The organism is Planktothrix paucivesiculata PCC 9631 (genome assembly GCF_900009265.2).
Lineage (GTDB): Bacteria > Cyanobacteriota > Cyanobacteriia > Cyanobacteriales > Microcoleaceae > Planktothrix > Planktothrix paucivesiculata.
Genome location: NZ_LR735014.1, coordinates 40,787 through 55,291 on the forward strand (window position 1 = coordinate 40,787; position 14,505 = coordinate 55,291).

The window sequence follows — 14,505 nt, forward strand, 5'->3', positions numbered from 1 at the left end:
CAATCATTGCGATGGCGACAAGGTTGTTGAGGGTTGATGCTTGTTCAGTCGCAATCGGAGTTAAAGTATTGAACAGTAGTATCCGTGATGGCTGATGACAGAGGAAGAACTGCAACAACTAATCGAACAAGCAGCTAGGGAAAATTGGACAGAACTGGATGTGTCTGGCAATGAGTTAAGGGTTTTGCCCCCGGAAATTGGGAAACTGCATCAACTCAAAAAACTGTTCCTGGGCAAATATATTGAAGACAAAGACGGTTATACCTCAGTTATTGGCAACCCGTTAACAGCCTTACCAGGAGAAATTGGCCAACTTACGAATCTTGAGGAACTGCACATTGTTAAAAATCGTTTAACTGGTCTACCTGTAGAAATCACTCAACTCACCAATCTGCAAACCCTCGACCTGAGTAGCAATCAACTCAGCAGTCTACCTGTAGAAATCACTCAACTCACGAATCTGCAAACCCTCGACCTGTGGAACAATCAACTCAGCAGTCTGCCTGTAGAAATCACTCAACTCACGAATCTGCAAACCCTCAACCTGGGTAACAATCAACTCAGCAGTCTGCCTGTAGAAATCACTCAACTCACGAATCTGCAAACCCTCAACCTGTGGAACAATCAACTCAGCAGTCTGCCTGTAGAAATCACTCAACTCACGAATCTGCAAACCCTCAACCTGGGTAACAATCAACTCAGCAGTCTGCCTGTAGAAATCACTCAACTCACGAATCTGCAAACCCTCGACCTGTGGAACAATCAACTCAGCAGTCTGCCTGTAGAAATCACTCAACTCACGAATCTGCAAACCCTCGACCTGAGTAGCAATCAACTCAGCAGTCTACCTGTAGAAATCACTCAACTCACGAATCTGCAAACCCTCGACCTGTGGAACAATCAACTCAGCAGTCTGCCTGTAGAAATCACTCAACTCACGAATCTGCAAACCCTCAACCTGGGTAACAATCAACTCAGCAGTCTGCCTGTAGAAATCACTCAACTCACGAATCTTAAAAAGTTGGACTTGCGGGGAAATCCAGTCCCCATTCCCCCTGAAATTTTAGGCTCCAAAAATCTATGGGAAAATCCGGGTGATGTGCAAGAGATTCTAAATTTCTATTTTCAAGTTCAAAATCCCCAGGAAACTGAACCACTTTATGAAGCAAAATTCTTGATTATTGGTGAAGGGGGAGCAGGTAAAACCTCCCTCGCAAAAAAAATAGAAAATGAAGCCTATAAACTGCAAACCGATGAGAACTCTACCCAAGGCATTGATGTGATTCAGTGGCAGTTTATCGGCTCAGAGGGACAGAAAGTTCGAGTCAATATTTGGGATTTTGGCGGACAAGAAATTTACCACCATACCCACCAGTTTTTCCTAACTGAGCGCTCTCTGTATGGATTAGTGGCCGATACACGGGAGGAAAATACCGACTTTTTCTATTGGCTGAAAGTTGTTGAACTTTTGAGTGATAATAGTCCAGTTTTGATTATTAAAAATGAAAAACAAGAGCGTCAGTGCCAAATTAACGAGCGCCACTTGCGTTCAGAATTTACCAAGTTAAAGGATATTCTCTCAACAAATTTAGCGACCGATCGCGGATTATCGGAAATAAAAAAAGCCATTCAATACCAAATTAGTCAACTTCCCCATATTGGCACTCCCCTCCCTAAACTTTGGGTGAGAATTCGTTCTGCTTTAGAGAACGATTCTCGCAACTATATTAGTGAGGAAGAATATTATCGCCTGTGTCAAATTAATGGCTTAACAAATCGCCCCGAAATGCGACAAATCAGCCGTTATCTTCATGACCTGGGAGTCTGTCTGCACTTCCAAAATGATTCCCTCTTAAAAAAGACAGTAATTCTAAAACCGGAATGGGGAACAAAGGCAGTTTATAAAGTTTTAGTAGATAATCCAACAGTTCAGAAAAATTTAGGCTGTTTTACCCAAGCCGATCTCGCCGATATTTGGAAAGATATTCAATATGCCCAAATGAGGGATGAACTATTACAGTTAATGATGCGGTTTAAACTCTGTTATGAAATTCCGTGTCGTCCCCAAACCTATATTGCTCCTCAATTGCTTTCTGCAAATCAACCGGAATATGATTGGAATGATCAACAAAATCTGATTCTGCGCTATGAATATGAATTTATGCCAAAAGGGATTCTCACTCGCTTTATTGTGGAAATGCACCGCTTAATTGAGGAACAAAAACAGGTTTGGAAACATGGTGTGATTCTTAATAATAATAATCGAGCTAAGGCGGAAGTGATTGAATGCTACCGCTATCATAAAGGGGAAATTAAAATTCGGGTTTCTGGGTTCCATAAAAAAGAGCTTCTCTCTATCATTAATAATAAGTTCGACGAGATTCATCAATCCTTTGAACGCTTGCAATATAAAACTTTAATTCCCTGTAATTGCTTTAAATGCAAGGACAACCCCGATCCCGAAAACTACCCCTTGGATCGCCTTTATAAATATCTTCAAGATAACCGACCCACAATTGAGTGCAGCAGCAGCTATGACAGGGTAAATATTCGAGGTTTGATTGATGATGTGATAGAACCTATATATAGAGAAAGGGATTCTTTTGATTCCTTTCCCCCGTCGTCCAATAAACGACAACAACACATTAACATTAATATTGGTCAGGAGAATCCAACCATGTCTACTAATTATCTAACGCATTATGGTTCTGGCGATAATGTCGGAAACGTCGCAGGGGATAAGGTGACACACAACATCTATAATAATCAGGAGATTCAGCAAACAAGCCAAGAAATTAACGTTTTGCTGAGTACCATTTCCCAAAACTATGAACCGAATACACCCGCCGGACAAATGATGATTGGTGCGAAAGCCATTGAGATCGTTGACCAAGATCCGACCCTCAAAAAAAGGGTAATGGGTGCTTTGAAAAGTGCAGGGGAAGAAGCACTAGAACAAATGATTGAACATCCCGCCGCTAAAGTGTTTATAGCAGGTGCAAAAGGCTTTATAGACCCATAAAAATAATTTGATCTTGTGTTGATCTGCTTGTTTGTGGCGGTTCTGATTCGCTAAAGTAATCATGGGGTGAGCGATCGCCATCCCTAGACAGACAATATTAACAGTTGAGCGTTCTCTGCTGAGTGTCAAGCCCCACACCGGACATCTAAACGCGATAACATATTAGAAGGAATATACTCTACTCTAGTTTGAGTGTTTCAACCCGGTTGAGTTAATATGAGACGTAGAAACAAAATGGCACCTGCTAAACCTTCACTCTTTAATTACACAGCTTTAGCAGTAATTGGCGGGGTACTGATTTTAGGAATTGGGATTGGAATTGCGATCAGTTCCACCACCACCTTAAATCCATCCAACGTAGCCTCTAGCCAATTTATTGACCAAAATGCACCGAATACCGAAACCTGTATTAAATTCGGTGCCAGTGCAATGGTCACCGATCTGCGTGTCTTTGTCACCCTAAACCCCTTCAATGTCTATGTCACACAGCCCAAACTCCAGCCGGGATGTGTTCTGCGTACCAGTAACTGGGCAATTTTAAAACAACGGAATCTGTTAAATAATGAACAAGAGCGAGATTGTAGACAACGCATGAATACCTTTGGATTTACCGGGGAATTGGAAACTAATCCCACCATTAATTGTATTTATCAAAATGATGGTGCCGCTAACCTGTTTATTAACCAACCCGGAAGCATTCAACCGCCCACTCGGTCAGAAACAGAGCGATTTTAAATTGCAACAGGGAACAGGGAATGGGGAATGGGTAATGGGTAATGGGTAATGGGTAATGGGTAATTACGAATTACGAATTACGAATTACGAATTACGAATGGGTGATGGGGAATAGAAAGAGTTTACCTCCCCTGCTTCCCCTGCTTCCCCTGCTCCCCCTGCTTCCCCTGCTCCCCATTCAACTGAATGCAATATTAAAGACCAATTACATACTTTTGCCACTCTTTATTCATACCGCTTTTAACGTGCCGAGTCACCTCAAAATAGAGGCTACTATGGGGTTTGCGCGGTGGGGTACGCAAGGTCATTCCCGCCTCTTTGGGGGTGCGACTGCCCTTTCTGACATTACAGCAAACACAGGCGGAAACCAAGTTTTCCCAGGTATCCCCGCCCCCACGAGATCGGGGAATCACGTGATCTAGGGTTAAATCCTCTCCGGTGTGACCACAGTATTGACAAGAGTGGCTATCTCGGTGCAATATATTTCTTCGGGTAAGGGGAATATCTTTATAGGGAACTCGAACATAGTGGCGCAGCCTAATCACGGTGGGCAATGGAAAATCGGGGAGAAGGAATTTTCCATTATGCTCAACCTGCTCGGCTTTTTCTTTGAGTAATAAGACAACCGCCCGTCGCCAAGTCGTAATATTGAGTGGCTCATAGGAGGCGTTCAATACCAAAACACTACCCATTGGCTAGATTTTGCGATAAGATTTGACCGATATTAACACAGCTTAACCCCTTCAGGGGTTAAACGACAAAAATATGCTGAGTGGAAAATCTATTTCTATTAAAAACACGACTTTGCTCAATTCGGAAATAGAAGTTGGGATTCGTCAACGGGCGTGGGTGGAAGTGGATTTAGATGCGATCGCAGAAAATATCCGCCAGATTAAGGGTTTATTATCTCCCCAAACAAAATTAATGGCGGTGGTCAAAGCCGACGCCTACGGACATGGGGCGGTTTCCGTGGCGAAAACCGTTTGTCAGGCGGGGGCGGAGTGGTTAGCCGTTGCCACCCTCCCAGAAGGGATAGAATTGCGGGAAGCGGGTATTAAGCAACCGATATTACTCTTGGGGGCGATCCATACGGCCGAAGAAGTGCAAGCGATCGCCCATTGGCAACTTCAACCCACTTTATGCACACCGCAACAGGCATTATTATTCTCAGAAACTTTAAATCAATTAAATCAATCTTTAGCAGTTCAAATTAAGATTGATACGGGAATGTCACGGTTAGGAACTCCTTGGCAACAAGGGTTAGAATTTTTTAAATTAGTTCAACGATTACCTAATTTAGAATTAGCCGGAATTTATTCCCACTTTGCCACGGCCGATAGTCCCGATCCCACGGTGATGCGACAACAACATTATCGGTATGAAAATGTAATTAATGAAATACGAGATCATTGGCAATCTGATTCTGATCTCCAATTTCCCTTATTACATATTGCCAACTCGGCGGCAACATTAGCAGATAGGAATTTACATTATGATATGGTGCGAATTGGATTAAGTCTTTATGGTCTTTATCCCGCAACTCATTTAGCATCTGTAGTTAGTTTAAAACCCGGGATGCAAATTAAAGCCCGGGTCACACAAGTTAAAACCATTGAAGCCGGAACAGGAGTCAGTTATGGCTATCAATTTATTGCCAAAAAACAAACCAAAATTGCCGTGATTGGAATTGGTTATGCCGACGGCATTCCTCGTAATCTTTCTAATAAAATTAAAGTCTTAATTCGAGGTCAATGGGTGAATCAAATTGGCACAATTACCATGGATCAAATCATGTTAGATGTGAGTAATATTCCAGATTTACAAGTCGGGGAAGTCGTTACATTATTAGGTAAAGATGGAGAATATTCGATTTCTGCCGATGATTGGGCGAATACCATTGGTACAATTTCATGGGAAATTTTATGTGGATTTAAACATCGACTTCCCAGAGTTAATATTATGAATAAATAGTTATTTAGGATATCCGTTGTGGTTCATCATCACTCCCATAATCATTCCCATAGTCATGCCCCAAAAACCTATACCCGGGCCTTTCAGATCGGTATCGGTTTAAATATTGGCTTTGTTTTGATTGAGGTAGCCTTTGGATTAATTACCCAATCCCTGGCACTACTAGCCGATGCCGGACACAACCTGAGTGATGTTTTGGGGCTGTTACTGGCCTGGGGTGCTAGTTACCTGGGGCAGCGTCCGCCCAATCAAACCTATACCTATGGTTGGCGGCGATCATCAATTTTAGCCGCCCTACTCAATGGAATTCTGCTCCTGCTGGCAATGGGAGGCATTACCTGGGAAGCCTTGCGCCGACTCCAAGAACCCACTCCCGTGCCGGGCATGACCTTGATTTGGATCGCTGGGGTGGGAGTCGTGATCAATACCCTGACCGCCCTCTTATTTTTCTCCGGGGGTAAGAAAGACATTAATATTCGGGGTGCGTTTCTGCACATGGCGGCCGATGCCTTGGTTTCTCTGGGGGTGGTGTTCGCGGGCATAGCCATTCTGTTAACGGGGTGGCTATGGTTTGATCCTGCTATCAGTTTAGTGATTGTGGTAGTAATTGTGGTAGGGACTTGGAACCTACTGCGGGATGCCCTAGGATTAATTTTAGATCGAGTACCCAAGCACATCGAACCCCTGGCAGTAAGGACTTTTCTGCAAGAGTTACCTGGGGTGGCACAAGTCCATGATCTTCATATTTGGGGCATGAGTACCACAGAAACGGCCCTGACAGCCCATTTGGTGATGCCCGAAGGCTGCCCAGGAGATGGCTTTTTAACCCATATCAGCGAGGAATTGCATCATCACTTTGACATCGACCATCCCACCCTACAAATTGAAACTGGGGATCAGCATTATCCTTGTCTCCTAGAGCCTGATCATATTGTGTAATGGGTAATGGGTAATGGGTAATGGGTAATGGGTAATGGGTAATGGGTAATGGGTAATGGGTAATGGTCAAGACTAGAGTTATAGCAGTTGCGGCATCTGTCTATATTTTTACCGTTTTAAATAGGTTGATTTTGTAACCAATTTGCGGTATCTATTCCCGATTTTAACGCTCCTTCAATTTGATTTCCGCCACACCAGTCCCCCGCACAAACTAGGGGTAATGGAGTCATATTTGTTAAACAGGAAACGCTTAAAGGTGTTCGACAAAAGGCATAACGCCAGCGATGAATTTGTATCCATTCAGGGGTATCTAACCAGGGTAATAAAGTATTTGCAGCTTGATTAATTAATTTTTTTCCAACGGCGTTTAAATCAGTTGCTTCTAAATATTGTTGAGCAAAAATACTATTACTTTGAATTACAAAAATAGGCTGGGTAGAATTTAATCGTTTACTGTTATCTATTCCTACCCAAGCTAATAGGGGATCATCCGAGAAAGTTACCGCTTTCCAATCTGGAATATCTGGATTATGTTCTTGAGAATAACCTGCTATTACCGTAATACAAGGATCGTATTCAACGGATTTGATCTGATTTAAAAAAATAGATTCAAACTCAATATTAGACGATTCTAATAACATCAAGGCTTGGGGGGCAGGAATGGCAATAACCAGAGATTTTGCTGTCACTATTTCAGGTAATTCTGGATTATTTTTATCAGTTAATTCTATATGACATTGCCAATTAATTTCGGTTGTAATTGTTACAGATTCAACTCGACTATTAACCTGAATATTTAAGCCCTCAGCCATAATTTTTCCCACGGTATTCATACCAGAAGGCATAATATAATAGGGTTGATAAATAGTTTGAGGTTGGAGTTGATTTTGTTTAAACTCATAGAGGGTATTTGTCCAAAGTTGTAATTTATTTTCTAAGGGTTCCTGAGTTTGTAAATCTTGAATTAACTGTTGTAATAGTTCCCCCTTCGGTTCTAAATAACGCACACCATGATCTGCACGAGTTCCTGATACTCGTCGAGTCGCCATCCGTCCTCCCACACCCCTTGATTTATCTAAAACAATAACGTTATATCCGGCTTTTTGTAACTGTTGAGCGCAGGTTAAACCCGAAACTCCTGCACCAATGACCGCGACATCAAATATGATTGAATTCATGGGTATTGTTGAACTTCAGTTTCTTAGATTATAAGTGTATATTGCTAATTCCTGATATTCTAAATGAATGAAAGTTTTAAGAGGAGTATCTCTAATTAAGAAACGACTAAGGCGAGTTGAACTTGGAAATTTAGGAGATTATCGCCCAGTAGGAGAAGGAGTATATGAATTTAGGATTGATTATGGATCGGGTTATCGCATTTATTTTGGACAAATTGGTTTAACTGTTGTATTACTTCTCTGTGGTGGTGATAAAAGTTCTCAAAAAGAAGATATTAAAAAAGCCAAGAAATACTGGAGAAATTATGAACAAACTGAAAGTTACCACAAGTAAAAACTATCATGAATATTTGATTTCTTCTCTCAAAGATCCCATTAGTGCTGCGAGCTATTTAGAAGTAATCTTAGAGATTGAAGATAATCAACCTGAACCCGAATTACTTCAGGCTGCATTTAAAGATATTGTTGATGCGTATTTACAAAATCATCAGTTAACCGAAGAAGCTCATCAACTTTATAAAAAGCTAGATCAGATGTTATCTCAAAGTAAAGGTGAAGAAATTTATACATTTATTTCCTGGCTTAATGCAATGGGTTTACAATTAAATGTAACAGTTAAACCCGTTGAGCAAAAAGAATAATGATCAATTGTTAATAAAACAGGATTTACTGCTCACGGATAAGAGATTTTCCCAAAAAGTAGTAAAATAGTAAAGGGAAAAACTCCCAATTGAGGAGGATATCAACATTGGACGAACTTAGATCTGGATTAGAACTAGCAACAGAAGATGAGTTAGAACAGTTAACAAAACTCTTGTTTAGTCGGGGTTTGAACCCTTTAGACTATGTAAAAACTCCCACGCCTATCGACGTTCAAAGTCAAGACCGAGAAGCCTGGTTAGACGCCTTAGAACAGCGTTTTCGCTATCTCGCCGCCGATGGGGTAACGGTTTTGCGGGGAAAAACTCAACAGGTGACTTACCGCCAAACGTTAATTCAAGTTTGTCGTTATTTGAAAATTCCCTATGCAAAAAACCTGTCAACGGCTGACTTAGAAGCGGAAGTTTTTTTACATCTTTTAGGTCAAGCTTGGAAACGTTTACCCCAGTCAGAACAAACCAACCTCACCCAAAAAGTTCAAAAAGCATTAACCGAAACAAAACCTTTACAACCCTTACCAATTTCTGCCCAAAAAGATCCGTTAGGATGGTTATTTAAAGCGGGAAGTTTGGTAGCAGTTAATTCTGTTATCCGACCGATAATTTTAGGACAAATAGCCAGTCAATTTGCTTTACATTTTGCTAAATATCAAGTAGCAAAAGAAGCCTTAATTAAAGGAGGTGCAACTGTCGCTACTCAATTTCAAAATTATGTTGCTATTCAGACTGCAAACCGAGGAATGGCGGTTACAGCAACCAAATATGGGTTAACTCGCAGTGTATTTTCTTTCCTGGGGCCGTTATTATGGACGTGGTTAGTAGCTGACTTAGGATGGCGAGCAATTTCTACTAATTATGCTCGGATTATTCCTACCATATTTACTTTAGCACAAATTCGTTTAACCCGTTCCGATTGGGCTTATTCTTAATACTAATTCAAGGTTTTTTGACCGATTTTAACCCATGCAATCAATACTTTTACCCCACCCAGAACGACGGTTACAATTACCTTGGAATTGTTTACAATGGGGGGTATTTTTATTACCTATTTTACCAATATTGGGCAGCATTTCTATTTTTTTAGGAATGATTTTTAGTTATCAACGTCAGTTTAAATTAATTTGGAAAAATCCCCTTAACCAAGGATTAGCCATTTTAAGTATTTTATTAGTTATTATTTCTATTTTAGCAGAGCATTCCCTTGAATCTTTCCTGGGTTTAAATAATTTTATTCCCTATTTTATTATGTTTGCGGGGTTAAGTCAAATTATCCAAACCCCTAGTCAATTGCGACAGTTATCATGGTTAATGATATTTGGTGCTATTCCCGTGACAATTTTGGGACTCGGACAACAATATTTAAGCTGGTCGGGAATTGATAGTTTACAGGGAATTTTAGGTTGGAGTTTACAACTCAATGGCAACCCGGTGGGTCGAATGTCATCGGTATTTATGTATGCTAATATTTTCGCGGCATATCTAGTGATTATTTTCACATTAACCCTAGGATTATTAATTCAAGAATGGCAAAATAAATCCCAGAATTATGATATTTATATTTTCAATAAAAACCAGAAAATAACAATATTAATTATAACTCTATTGTTAACCACAATTGACTTGATTTTAACTAACTCTCGTAATGCTTGGGGGTTAGCGGTTTTATCAATTTTAGCTTATGCTTTATATTTAGGATATTGGTGGTTAATTTTATTAGTAACAACAGCAGTAACGGCCGTTTTCGGGTCAGCTTTTGCACCCTCTCCAATTAAAGAAGGGTTAAGAATGATTATCCCCGCTTATTTTTGGCAAAGACTGACCGATGAAAATTTTGTCCGTCCGGTAGAAACCCTCAGAATTACCCAATGGAAATTTGCCTTAAATTTAGCCCAAACTCGCCCCTTAACCGGATGGGGATTAAGAAATTTTACCCCACTCTATGAAGCTAAAATGAACGTTTGGTTAGGTCATCCCCATAATTTATTTTTAATGCTATTGGCTGAAATAGGAATTGCAGCAACATTGCTATTTATGGGGATAATAGGTTGGATTTTAAGTCAAGGATTTTTAGTCTTAAAAAATAGCTTAACTAATCCTTCAGAGCGATTAATTTATTATAGCTATTTAATTACCTTTTTAGCGTTAATTTTGTTTAACTGTTTTGATGTCAGTTTATTTGATTTTAGAGTAAATACCTTGAGTTGGATCATTTTATCGGGAATTTGGGGGGTTATTTGTCATGGGCAAAAATCTGATTATAACACCGAATATCCGTTGGAATAGCGACTAAATTCTTGATTTGAATTGTAGCAGTTTGCAGATGAACACTCGCCAAATGGGTTTGTAAATGCTCGGAACTTTCCCAGGTTTCTACAAAGGTGAAATCCGTTGGATCTGCTTGATTTTGTAATAAATCATATTCTAAACAACCTGGTTCCTGGCGAGTGGGTTCAACTAACCCTAGTAATACCATTTTTAAGGCTTCTATCTTATCCGGTAACGCCACAACCCGAGCAACAACACGCAATTTTTGAGTCATTTTAAAGTCCTCGTAAAATTTGGTCAATCTATGATTTAATAATATCAAAAGAATGTTATGATTAAGCTAAAATCCTGCAAGTTATGAACATAATTTTAACTAATTAATTAGATCTAAAAGAATTTTAAGATCGGGATTTAATCCAAAGTTTTCCAACAAAACTGTCTTAATTCCTGACTTCCTCGTTGATAAATATATCCTTAAAAAAAGACACAGAAATAATCACCGTTTTTCCAATTTCTTTGACCTGATCAAAGTCCTTATCTCCAGTTATTAAAAAATCGGCTTGACTCGCCATTGCTAAGGCCAAAAACTTAGCATCTTTAGGATCTCGAGGAAAATTAATTTTCACCTTAACTTCAACTAATTGGGGAATCGTTTCCAGTTTATTAAGCCATTGATTTCTAGTGTCATTTGGTATTTTAAACTTAGGTCGCTTTAGAACTTCCCGATATTCCTCTAAAATTTCTTGAGAAACTATCCAATCAAAGTTAGATTGGTCAATAATGAATTGAATCACATCCCTGGCATTTTTCCCTTTTAAAACAGCAGAGATTAAAACGTTGGTATCAACAATGATTTTCATTCCCCTCCCCTATAGGCTTCTATTTCGGCGGCTATTTCCTCCTCGGTTATATCTCCAATCCCAGGGATAGATTGAGTTTTATCAAATAGCTCTTTTAGTTCTCGACTCAATTTTTGTTCTTCGGGGTTTAGAAATTGGTTTTGATTGTTTTCTAGGTTATCGCTAAACTCTTTAATCTTTTCTGTCAGGAGCTTTTTAGCTGATGCGCTGCCTGGAATATTGGCAAGCAATTCGCTTTCCTCCTCTTTTTCTAACAGCTTAAAGGCTTTAGAAATTACCTCTTGCGGGTTATTGTATTTTCCGGTTTGGAGTTGGGCTTGTAAAAATGCTTCTTGTTCGGAGGTTAAGGTAATTTTGAGCATAATTTATTCTCCTTGGTCTTGAATTGATTAATATTTGCCCTATAAACTCCTCAATAATTCCACCGCCACCCGTCGATAATCCGAAGCCGCTTCTCGGGAATTATGACTTTTAGATTGAATAATCGGCACTCCTTCCAAGGGACAACGCTCATGGGCTTTATAGGCCCGAATAATGTTTTTAAAGACCGGAATACCCGCCTCTTGTAAGGATTTTTGGGCATCAAAAGCATCCCCTAAACTGCGAGGATCTACTTTGGTCATTAACACTTTATGGGGAACTTTTGACGGGGTAATAGTCGATCGCACCGTTTCAATTAATGCTACTAAATCCATCGGCGCCACCTGGGTCGGTAACACCAAATAATCGGCTACTTGCACAACAGCTAATAACGCATCGGATTTTAAAGCCGGAGGCGTATCTACGACTACCAATTCATAGTCCTGTACCTGTTTCAATCGAGATAGTAAACTCGGGTCAGTCTCAGAAGAATGCTCAAAGGGCATTTCTCCCCCTTGGCCCTGTTCAGCCCACCAACAAGCCGAACCCTGGGGGTCTGTATCCACTAAAAGGGTGCTAAAGTTATTAGCGAGAATTGCAGCTAGGTTAATGGCGGTTGTGGTTTTGCCCACTCCCCCTTTTCCGTTGGCGATCGCTAGAATTTTGGCCATAGTTATAGATCCGGTGGCAAGCAAATTTCAGTTTAACTGATCAAGAGCCAGCCTTAACCGTTAATTATTAACCGAAAAAAAGTTAATCTAAACCTGTTATCCTTTAAGCTAAAAATTAATATAGCGGAATTTAAGATTATGGATGCCACTGCACTCTGGCAACGCTACCAAGATTGGCTATACTACCATGACAGCTTAGGACTGTACCTGGATATTAGTCGGATGGGATTTGACGATGATTTTGTTGCATCCTTATTGCCCAAGTTTGATCAAGCTTTTCAAGCTATGGACGCCTTGGAAAAAGGGGCGATCGCTAACCCCGACGAAAACCGCATGGTCGGCCATTATTGGTTGCGTGACCCTGATCTGGCCCCAACCCCGGATCTCAAGCAAGAAATTGTTCAGACCTTAGAAAAAATAGAAGATTTTACTAGAAAGATTCATCAAGGTGAAATTAAACCCCCTAATACTGCCAAATTCACTGATATTTTATCAATTGGTATCGGCGGATCGGCTTTGGGGCCGGAATTTGTGGCGGAAGCCCTAGCCCCCGATCTTCCCCCTCTGAATATCCATTTTATTGATAACACTGATCCTAGAGGGATTGATCGGGTTTTGGCTAGAATGGGCGATCGCCTGGATAGTACCCTGGTGCTGGTGATTTCCAAGTCCGGTGGCACTCCAGAACCCCGTAACGGCATGATTGAGGTGAAAAATGCCTTTTCTGTCAAAAACCTAAACTTTGCCCAACAAGCCGTGGCTGTGACCGGAATTGGGAGCAAACTAGATCAACAAGCCCATGCTGAAGGCTGGTTAACCACCTTTCCCATGGCCGATTGGGTGGGGGGACGAACTTCTGAATTATCGGCCGTGGGGCTATTACCTGCGGCTCTACAGGGGATTAATATTCGGGGGATGTTAGCCGGGGCTAGGGCCATGGACATCGCTACCCGCAAACCGGAATTTAAAACCAATCCGGCGGCCTTATTAGCCTTGGCCTGGTATTATGGCGGAAATGGCAGGGGCGAAAAAGATATGGTGGTTTTACCCTATAAAGATAGTTTGCTGTTGTTTAGTCGTTATTTACAACAGTTAGTCATGGAATCCTTGGGGAAAGAAAAAGACCTAGATGGCAATATTGTCTATCAAGGAATTGCCGTTTATGGGAATAAAGGATCAACCGATCAACACGCTTATGTTCAACAATTACGCGACGGAGTGCCTAACTTTTTTGCTACATTTATTGAAGTTTTAAAGGATCGATCTTTACCTTCTATTGAAATAGAACCCGGGGTAACAGCAGGAGATTATTTATCAGGATTTTTACTCGGAACTCGACAAGCATTGTATGAAAATCAGCGAGATTCGATTACCATTACAGTTCCAGAAGTTAACCCCGAAATTGTCGGTGCGTTAATTGCTTTGTATGAACGGGCGGTGGGTTTATATGCGTCTTTAGTGAATATTAACGCTTACCATCAACCGGGTGTTGAAGCCGGGAAAAAAGCAGCAGCAGAAGTTCTGGACTTACAACATAAAATTATTCAAGTCCTTCAAGATGCAGGTCAACCTCTATCTCTGGAAATCTTAGCTAAACAGGCAGGAGTTCCTGATCAAATTGAAGCAATTTATAAAATTCTGCGACATTTAGCCACCAATAAACGCGGCATCCTATTAGCAGGAAATCCCGCAAAACCAGCCAGCTTAATAGCAAGTATTCACTGGTAAGTGTGGATTTTTAATTATTAATTGTTAATTGTTGAGGTGTTGATGTATTAATTATTAGCCAGCGAAGATACTCGCCCTACTTACCCCCCCTACCTCCCCTGCTCCCCCTGCTCCCCC

Annotated in this window: 15 protein-coding genes; 9 read left to right on the forward strand and 6 right to left on the reverse strand. The window is 40.7% G+C overall.

Annotated features, from left to right (window positions below; all coding sequences use genetic code 11):
- Positions 1-94 precede the first annotated feature (94 nt).
- Both PL9631_RS11265 and PL9631_RS11270 read left to right on the forward strand, forming a co-directional pair.
- A complete protein-coding gene (locus PL9631_RS11265) occupies positions 95-3,022 on the forward strand; it encodes a leucine-rich repeat domain-containing protein (RefSeq protein WP_083620324.1) in 2,928 nt (975 codons plus the stop codon).
- A gap of 216 nt (positions 3,023-3,238) precedes the next feature.
- A complete protein-coding gene (locus PL9631_RS11270; RefSeq protein ID WP_083620327.1) occupies positions 3,239-3,757 on the forward strand; it encodes a DUF3172 domain-containing protein in 519 nt (172 codons plus the stop codon).
- Positions 3,758-3,951: 194 nt separating this feature from the next.
- Here PL9631_RS11270 and PL9631_RS11275 read toward each other — a convergent pair whose 3' ends face one another.
- Entirely contained in the window at positions 3,952-4,449 is a 498-nt protein-coding gene (locus PL9631_RS11275) for an HNH endonuclease (RefSeq protein WP_083620329.1), read from the reverse strand.
- A 73-nt stretch (positions 4,450-4,522) separates the two neighbouring features.
- On the opposite strand from PL9631_RS11275, the gene alr reads away from it, so the two are divergent.
- Positions 4,523-5,728: an alanine racemase gene (alr, locus tag PL9631_RS11280; protein WP_083620332.1), complete on the forward strand. Its 1,206-nt coding sequence runs from the start codon at positions 4,523-4,525 to the stop codon at positions 5,726-5,728.
- An 18-nt stretch (positions 5,729-5,746) separates the two neighbouring features.
- A complete protein-coding gene (locus tag PL9631_RS11285) occupies positions 5,747-6,667 on the forward strand; it encodes a cation diffusion facilitator family transporter (RefSeq protein ID WP_083620334.1) in 921 nt (306 codons plus the stop codon).
- Positions 6,668-6,783: 116 nt separating this feature from the next.
- Here the strand turns inward: PL9631_RS11285 and PL9631_RS11290 are convergent, their stop codons facing one another.
- Positions 6,784-7,845, reverse strand: a complete 1,062-nt coding sequence (locus tag PL9631_RS11290) for an NAD(P)/FAD-dependent oxidoreductase (protein ID WP_197046340.1) — start codon at positions 7,843-7,845, stop codon at positions 6,784-6,786.
- A 67-nt stretch (positions 7,846-7,912) separates the two neighbouring features.
- Here PL9631_RS11290 and PL9631_RS11295 point away from each other — a divergent pair, with 67 nt between their 5' ends.
- From PL9631_RS11295 to PL9631_RS11310, 4 genes are all read left to right on the forward strand, one after another.
- Positions 7,913-8,179: a type II toxin-antitoxin system RelE/ParE family toxin gene (locus PL9631_RS11295; protein WP_083620337.1), complete on the forward strand. Its 267-nt coding sequence runs from the start codon at positions 7,913-7,915 to the stop codon at positions 8,177-8,179.
- Positions 8,151-8,486 (forward strand): helix-turn-helix domain-containing transcriptional regulator, encoded by a 336-nt coding sequence (locus tag PL9631_RS11300; protein ID WP_083620340.1) that lies wholly within the window; start codon positions 8,151-8,153, stop codon positions 8,484-8,486. Before PL9631_RS11295 ends, PL9631_RS11300 begins: the two co-directional genes overlap by 29 nt.
- Before the next feature lie 107 nt (positions 8,487-8,593).
- Positions 8,594-9,433 carry a YaaW family protein gene (locus PL9631_RS11305; RefSeq protein ID WP_083620341.1) on the forward strand — a complete coding sequence of 280 codons (840 nt, stop codon included), beginning with the start codon at positions 8,594-8,596 and terminating at the stop codon, positions 9,431-9,433.
- Between the two features lie 34 nt (positions 9,434-9,467).
- A complete protein-coding gene (locus PL9631_RS11310) occupies positions 9,468-10,787 on the forward strand; it encodes an O-antigen ligase family protein (protein WP_083620343.1) in 1,320 nt (439 codons plus the stop codon).
- Here PL9631_RS11310 and PL9631_RS11315 read toward each other — a convergent pair.
- The 4 genes from PL9631_RS11315 to PL9631_RS11330 all read right to left on the reverse strand — a co-directional run bounded on the left by PL9631_RS11315 (position 10,735) and on the right by PL9631_RS11330 (position 12,660).
- Positions 10,735-11,043: a putative quinol monooxygenase gene (locus PL9631_RS11315; RefSeq protein WP_083620345.1), complete on the reverse strand. Its 309-nt coding sequence runs from the start codon at positions 11,041-11,043 to the stop codon at positions 10,735-10,737. The two genes, PL9631_RS11310 and PL9631_RS11315, sit on opposite strands and share 53 nt — an antisense overlap.
- Positions 11,044-11,209: 166 nt before the next feature.
- The gene (locus tag PL9631_RS11320; protein ID WP_083620347.1) at positions 11,210-11,629 is read right to left on the reverse strand and encodes a putative toxin-antitoxin system toxin component, PIN family; all 420 of its coding nucleotides are present in this window, start codon (positions 11,627-11,629) and stop codon (positions 11,210-11,212) included.
- Positions 11,626-11,991: a ribbon-helix-helix domain-containing protein gene (locus PL9631_RS11325; RefSeq protein WP_083620350.1), complete on the reverse strand. Its 366-nt coding sequence runs from the start codon at positions 11,989-11,991 to the stop codon at positions 11,626-11,628. The genes PL9631_RS11320 and PL9631_RS11325 overlap by 4 nt, the downstream gene beginning before the upstream one ends.
- A gap of 39 nt (positions 11,992-12,030) precedes the next feature.
- The gene (locus tag PL9631_RS11330; RefSeq protein WP_083620352.1) at positions 12,031-12,660 is read right to left on the reverse strand and encodes a ParA family protein; all 630 of its coding nucleotides are present in this window, start codon (positions 12,658-12,660) and stop codon (positions 12,031-12,033) included.
- A 138-nt stretch (positions 12,661-12,798) separates the two neighbouring features.
- Here PL9631_RS11330 and PL9631_RS11335 point away from each other — a divergent pair, with 138 nt between their 5' ends.
- On the forward strand, positions 12,799-14,388 hold the full coding sequence (locus tag PL9631_RS11335; protein ID WP_083620355.1) for a glucose-6-phosphate isomerase: 1,590 nt from the start codon (positions 12,799-12,801) through the stop codon (positions 14,386-14,388).
- Positions 14,389-14,505: the final 117 nt, after the last annotated feature.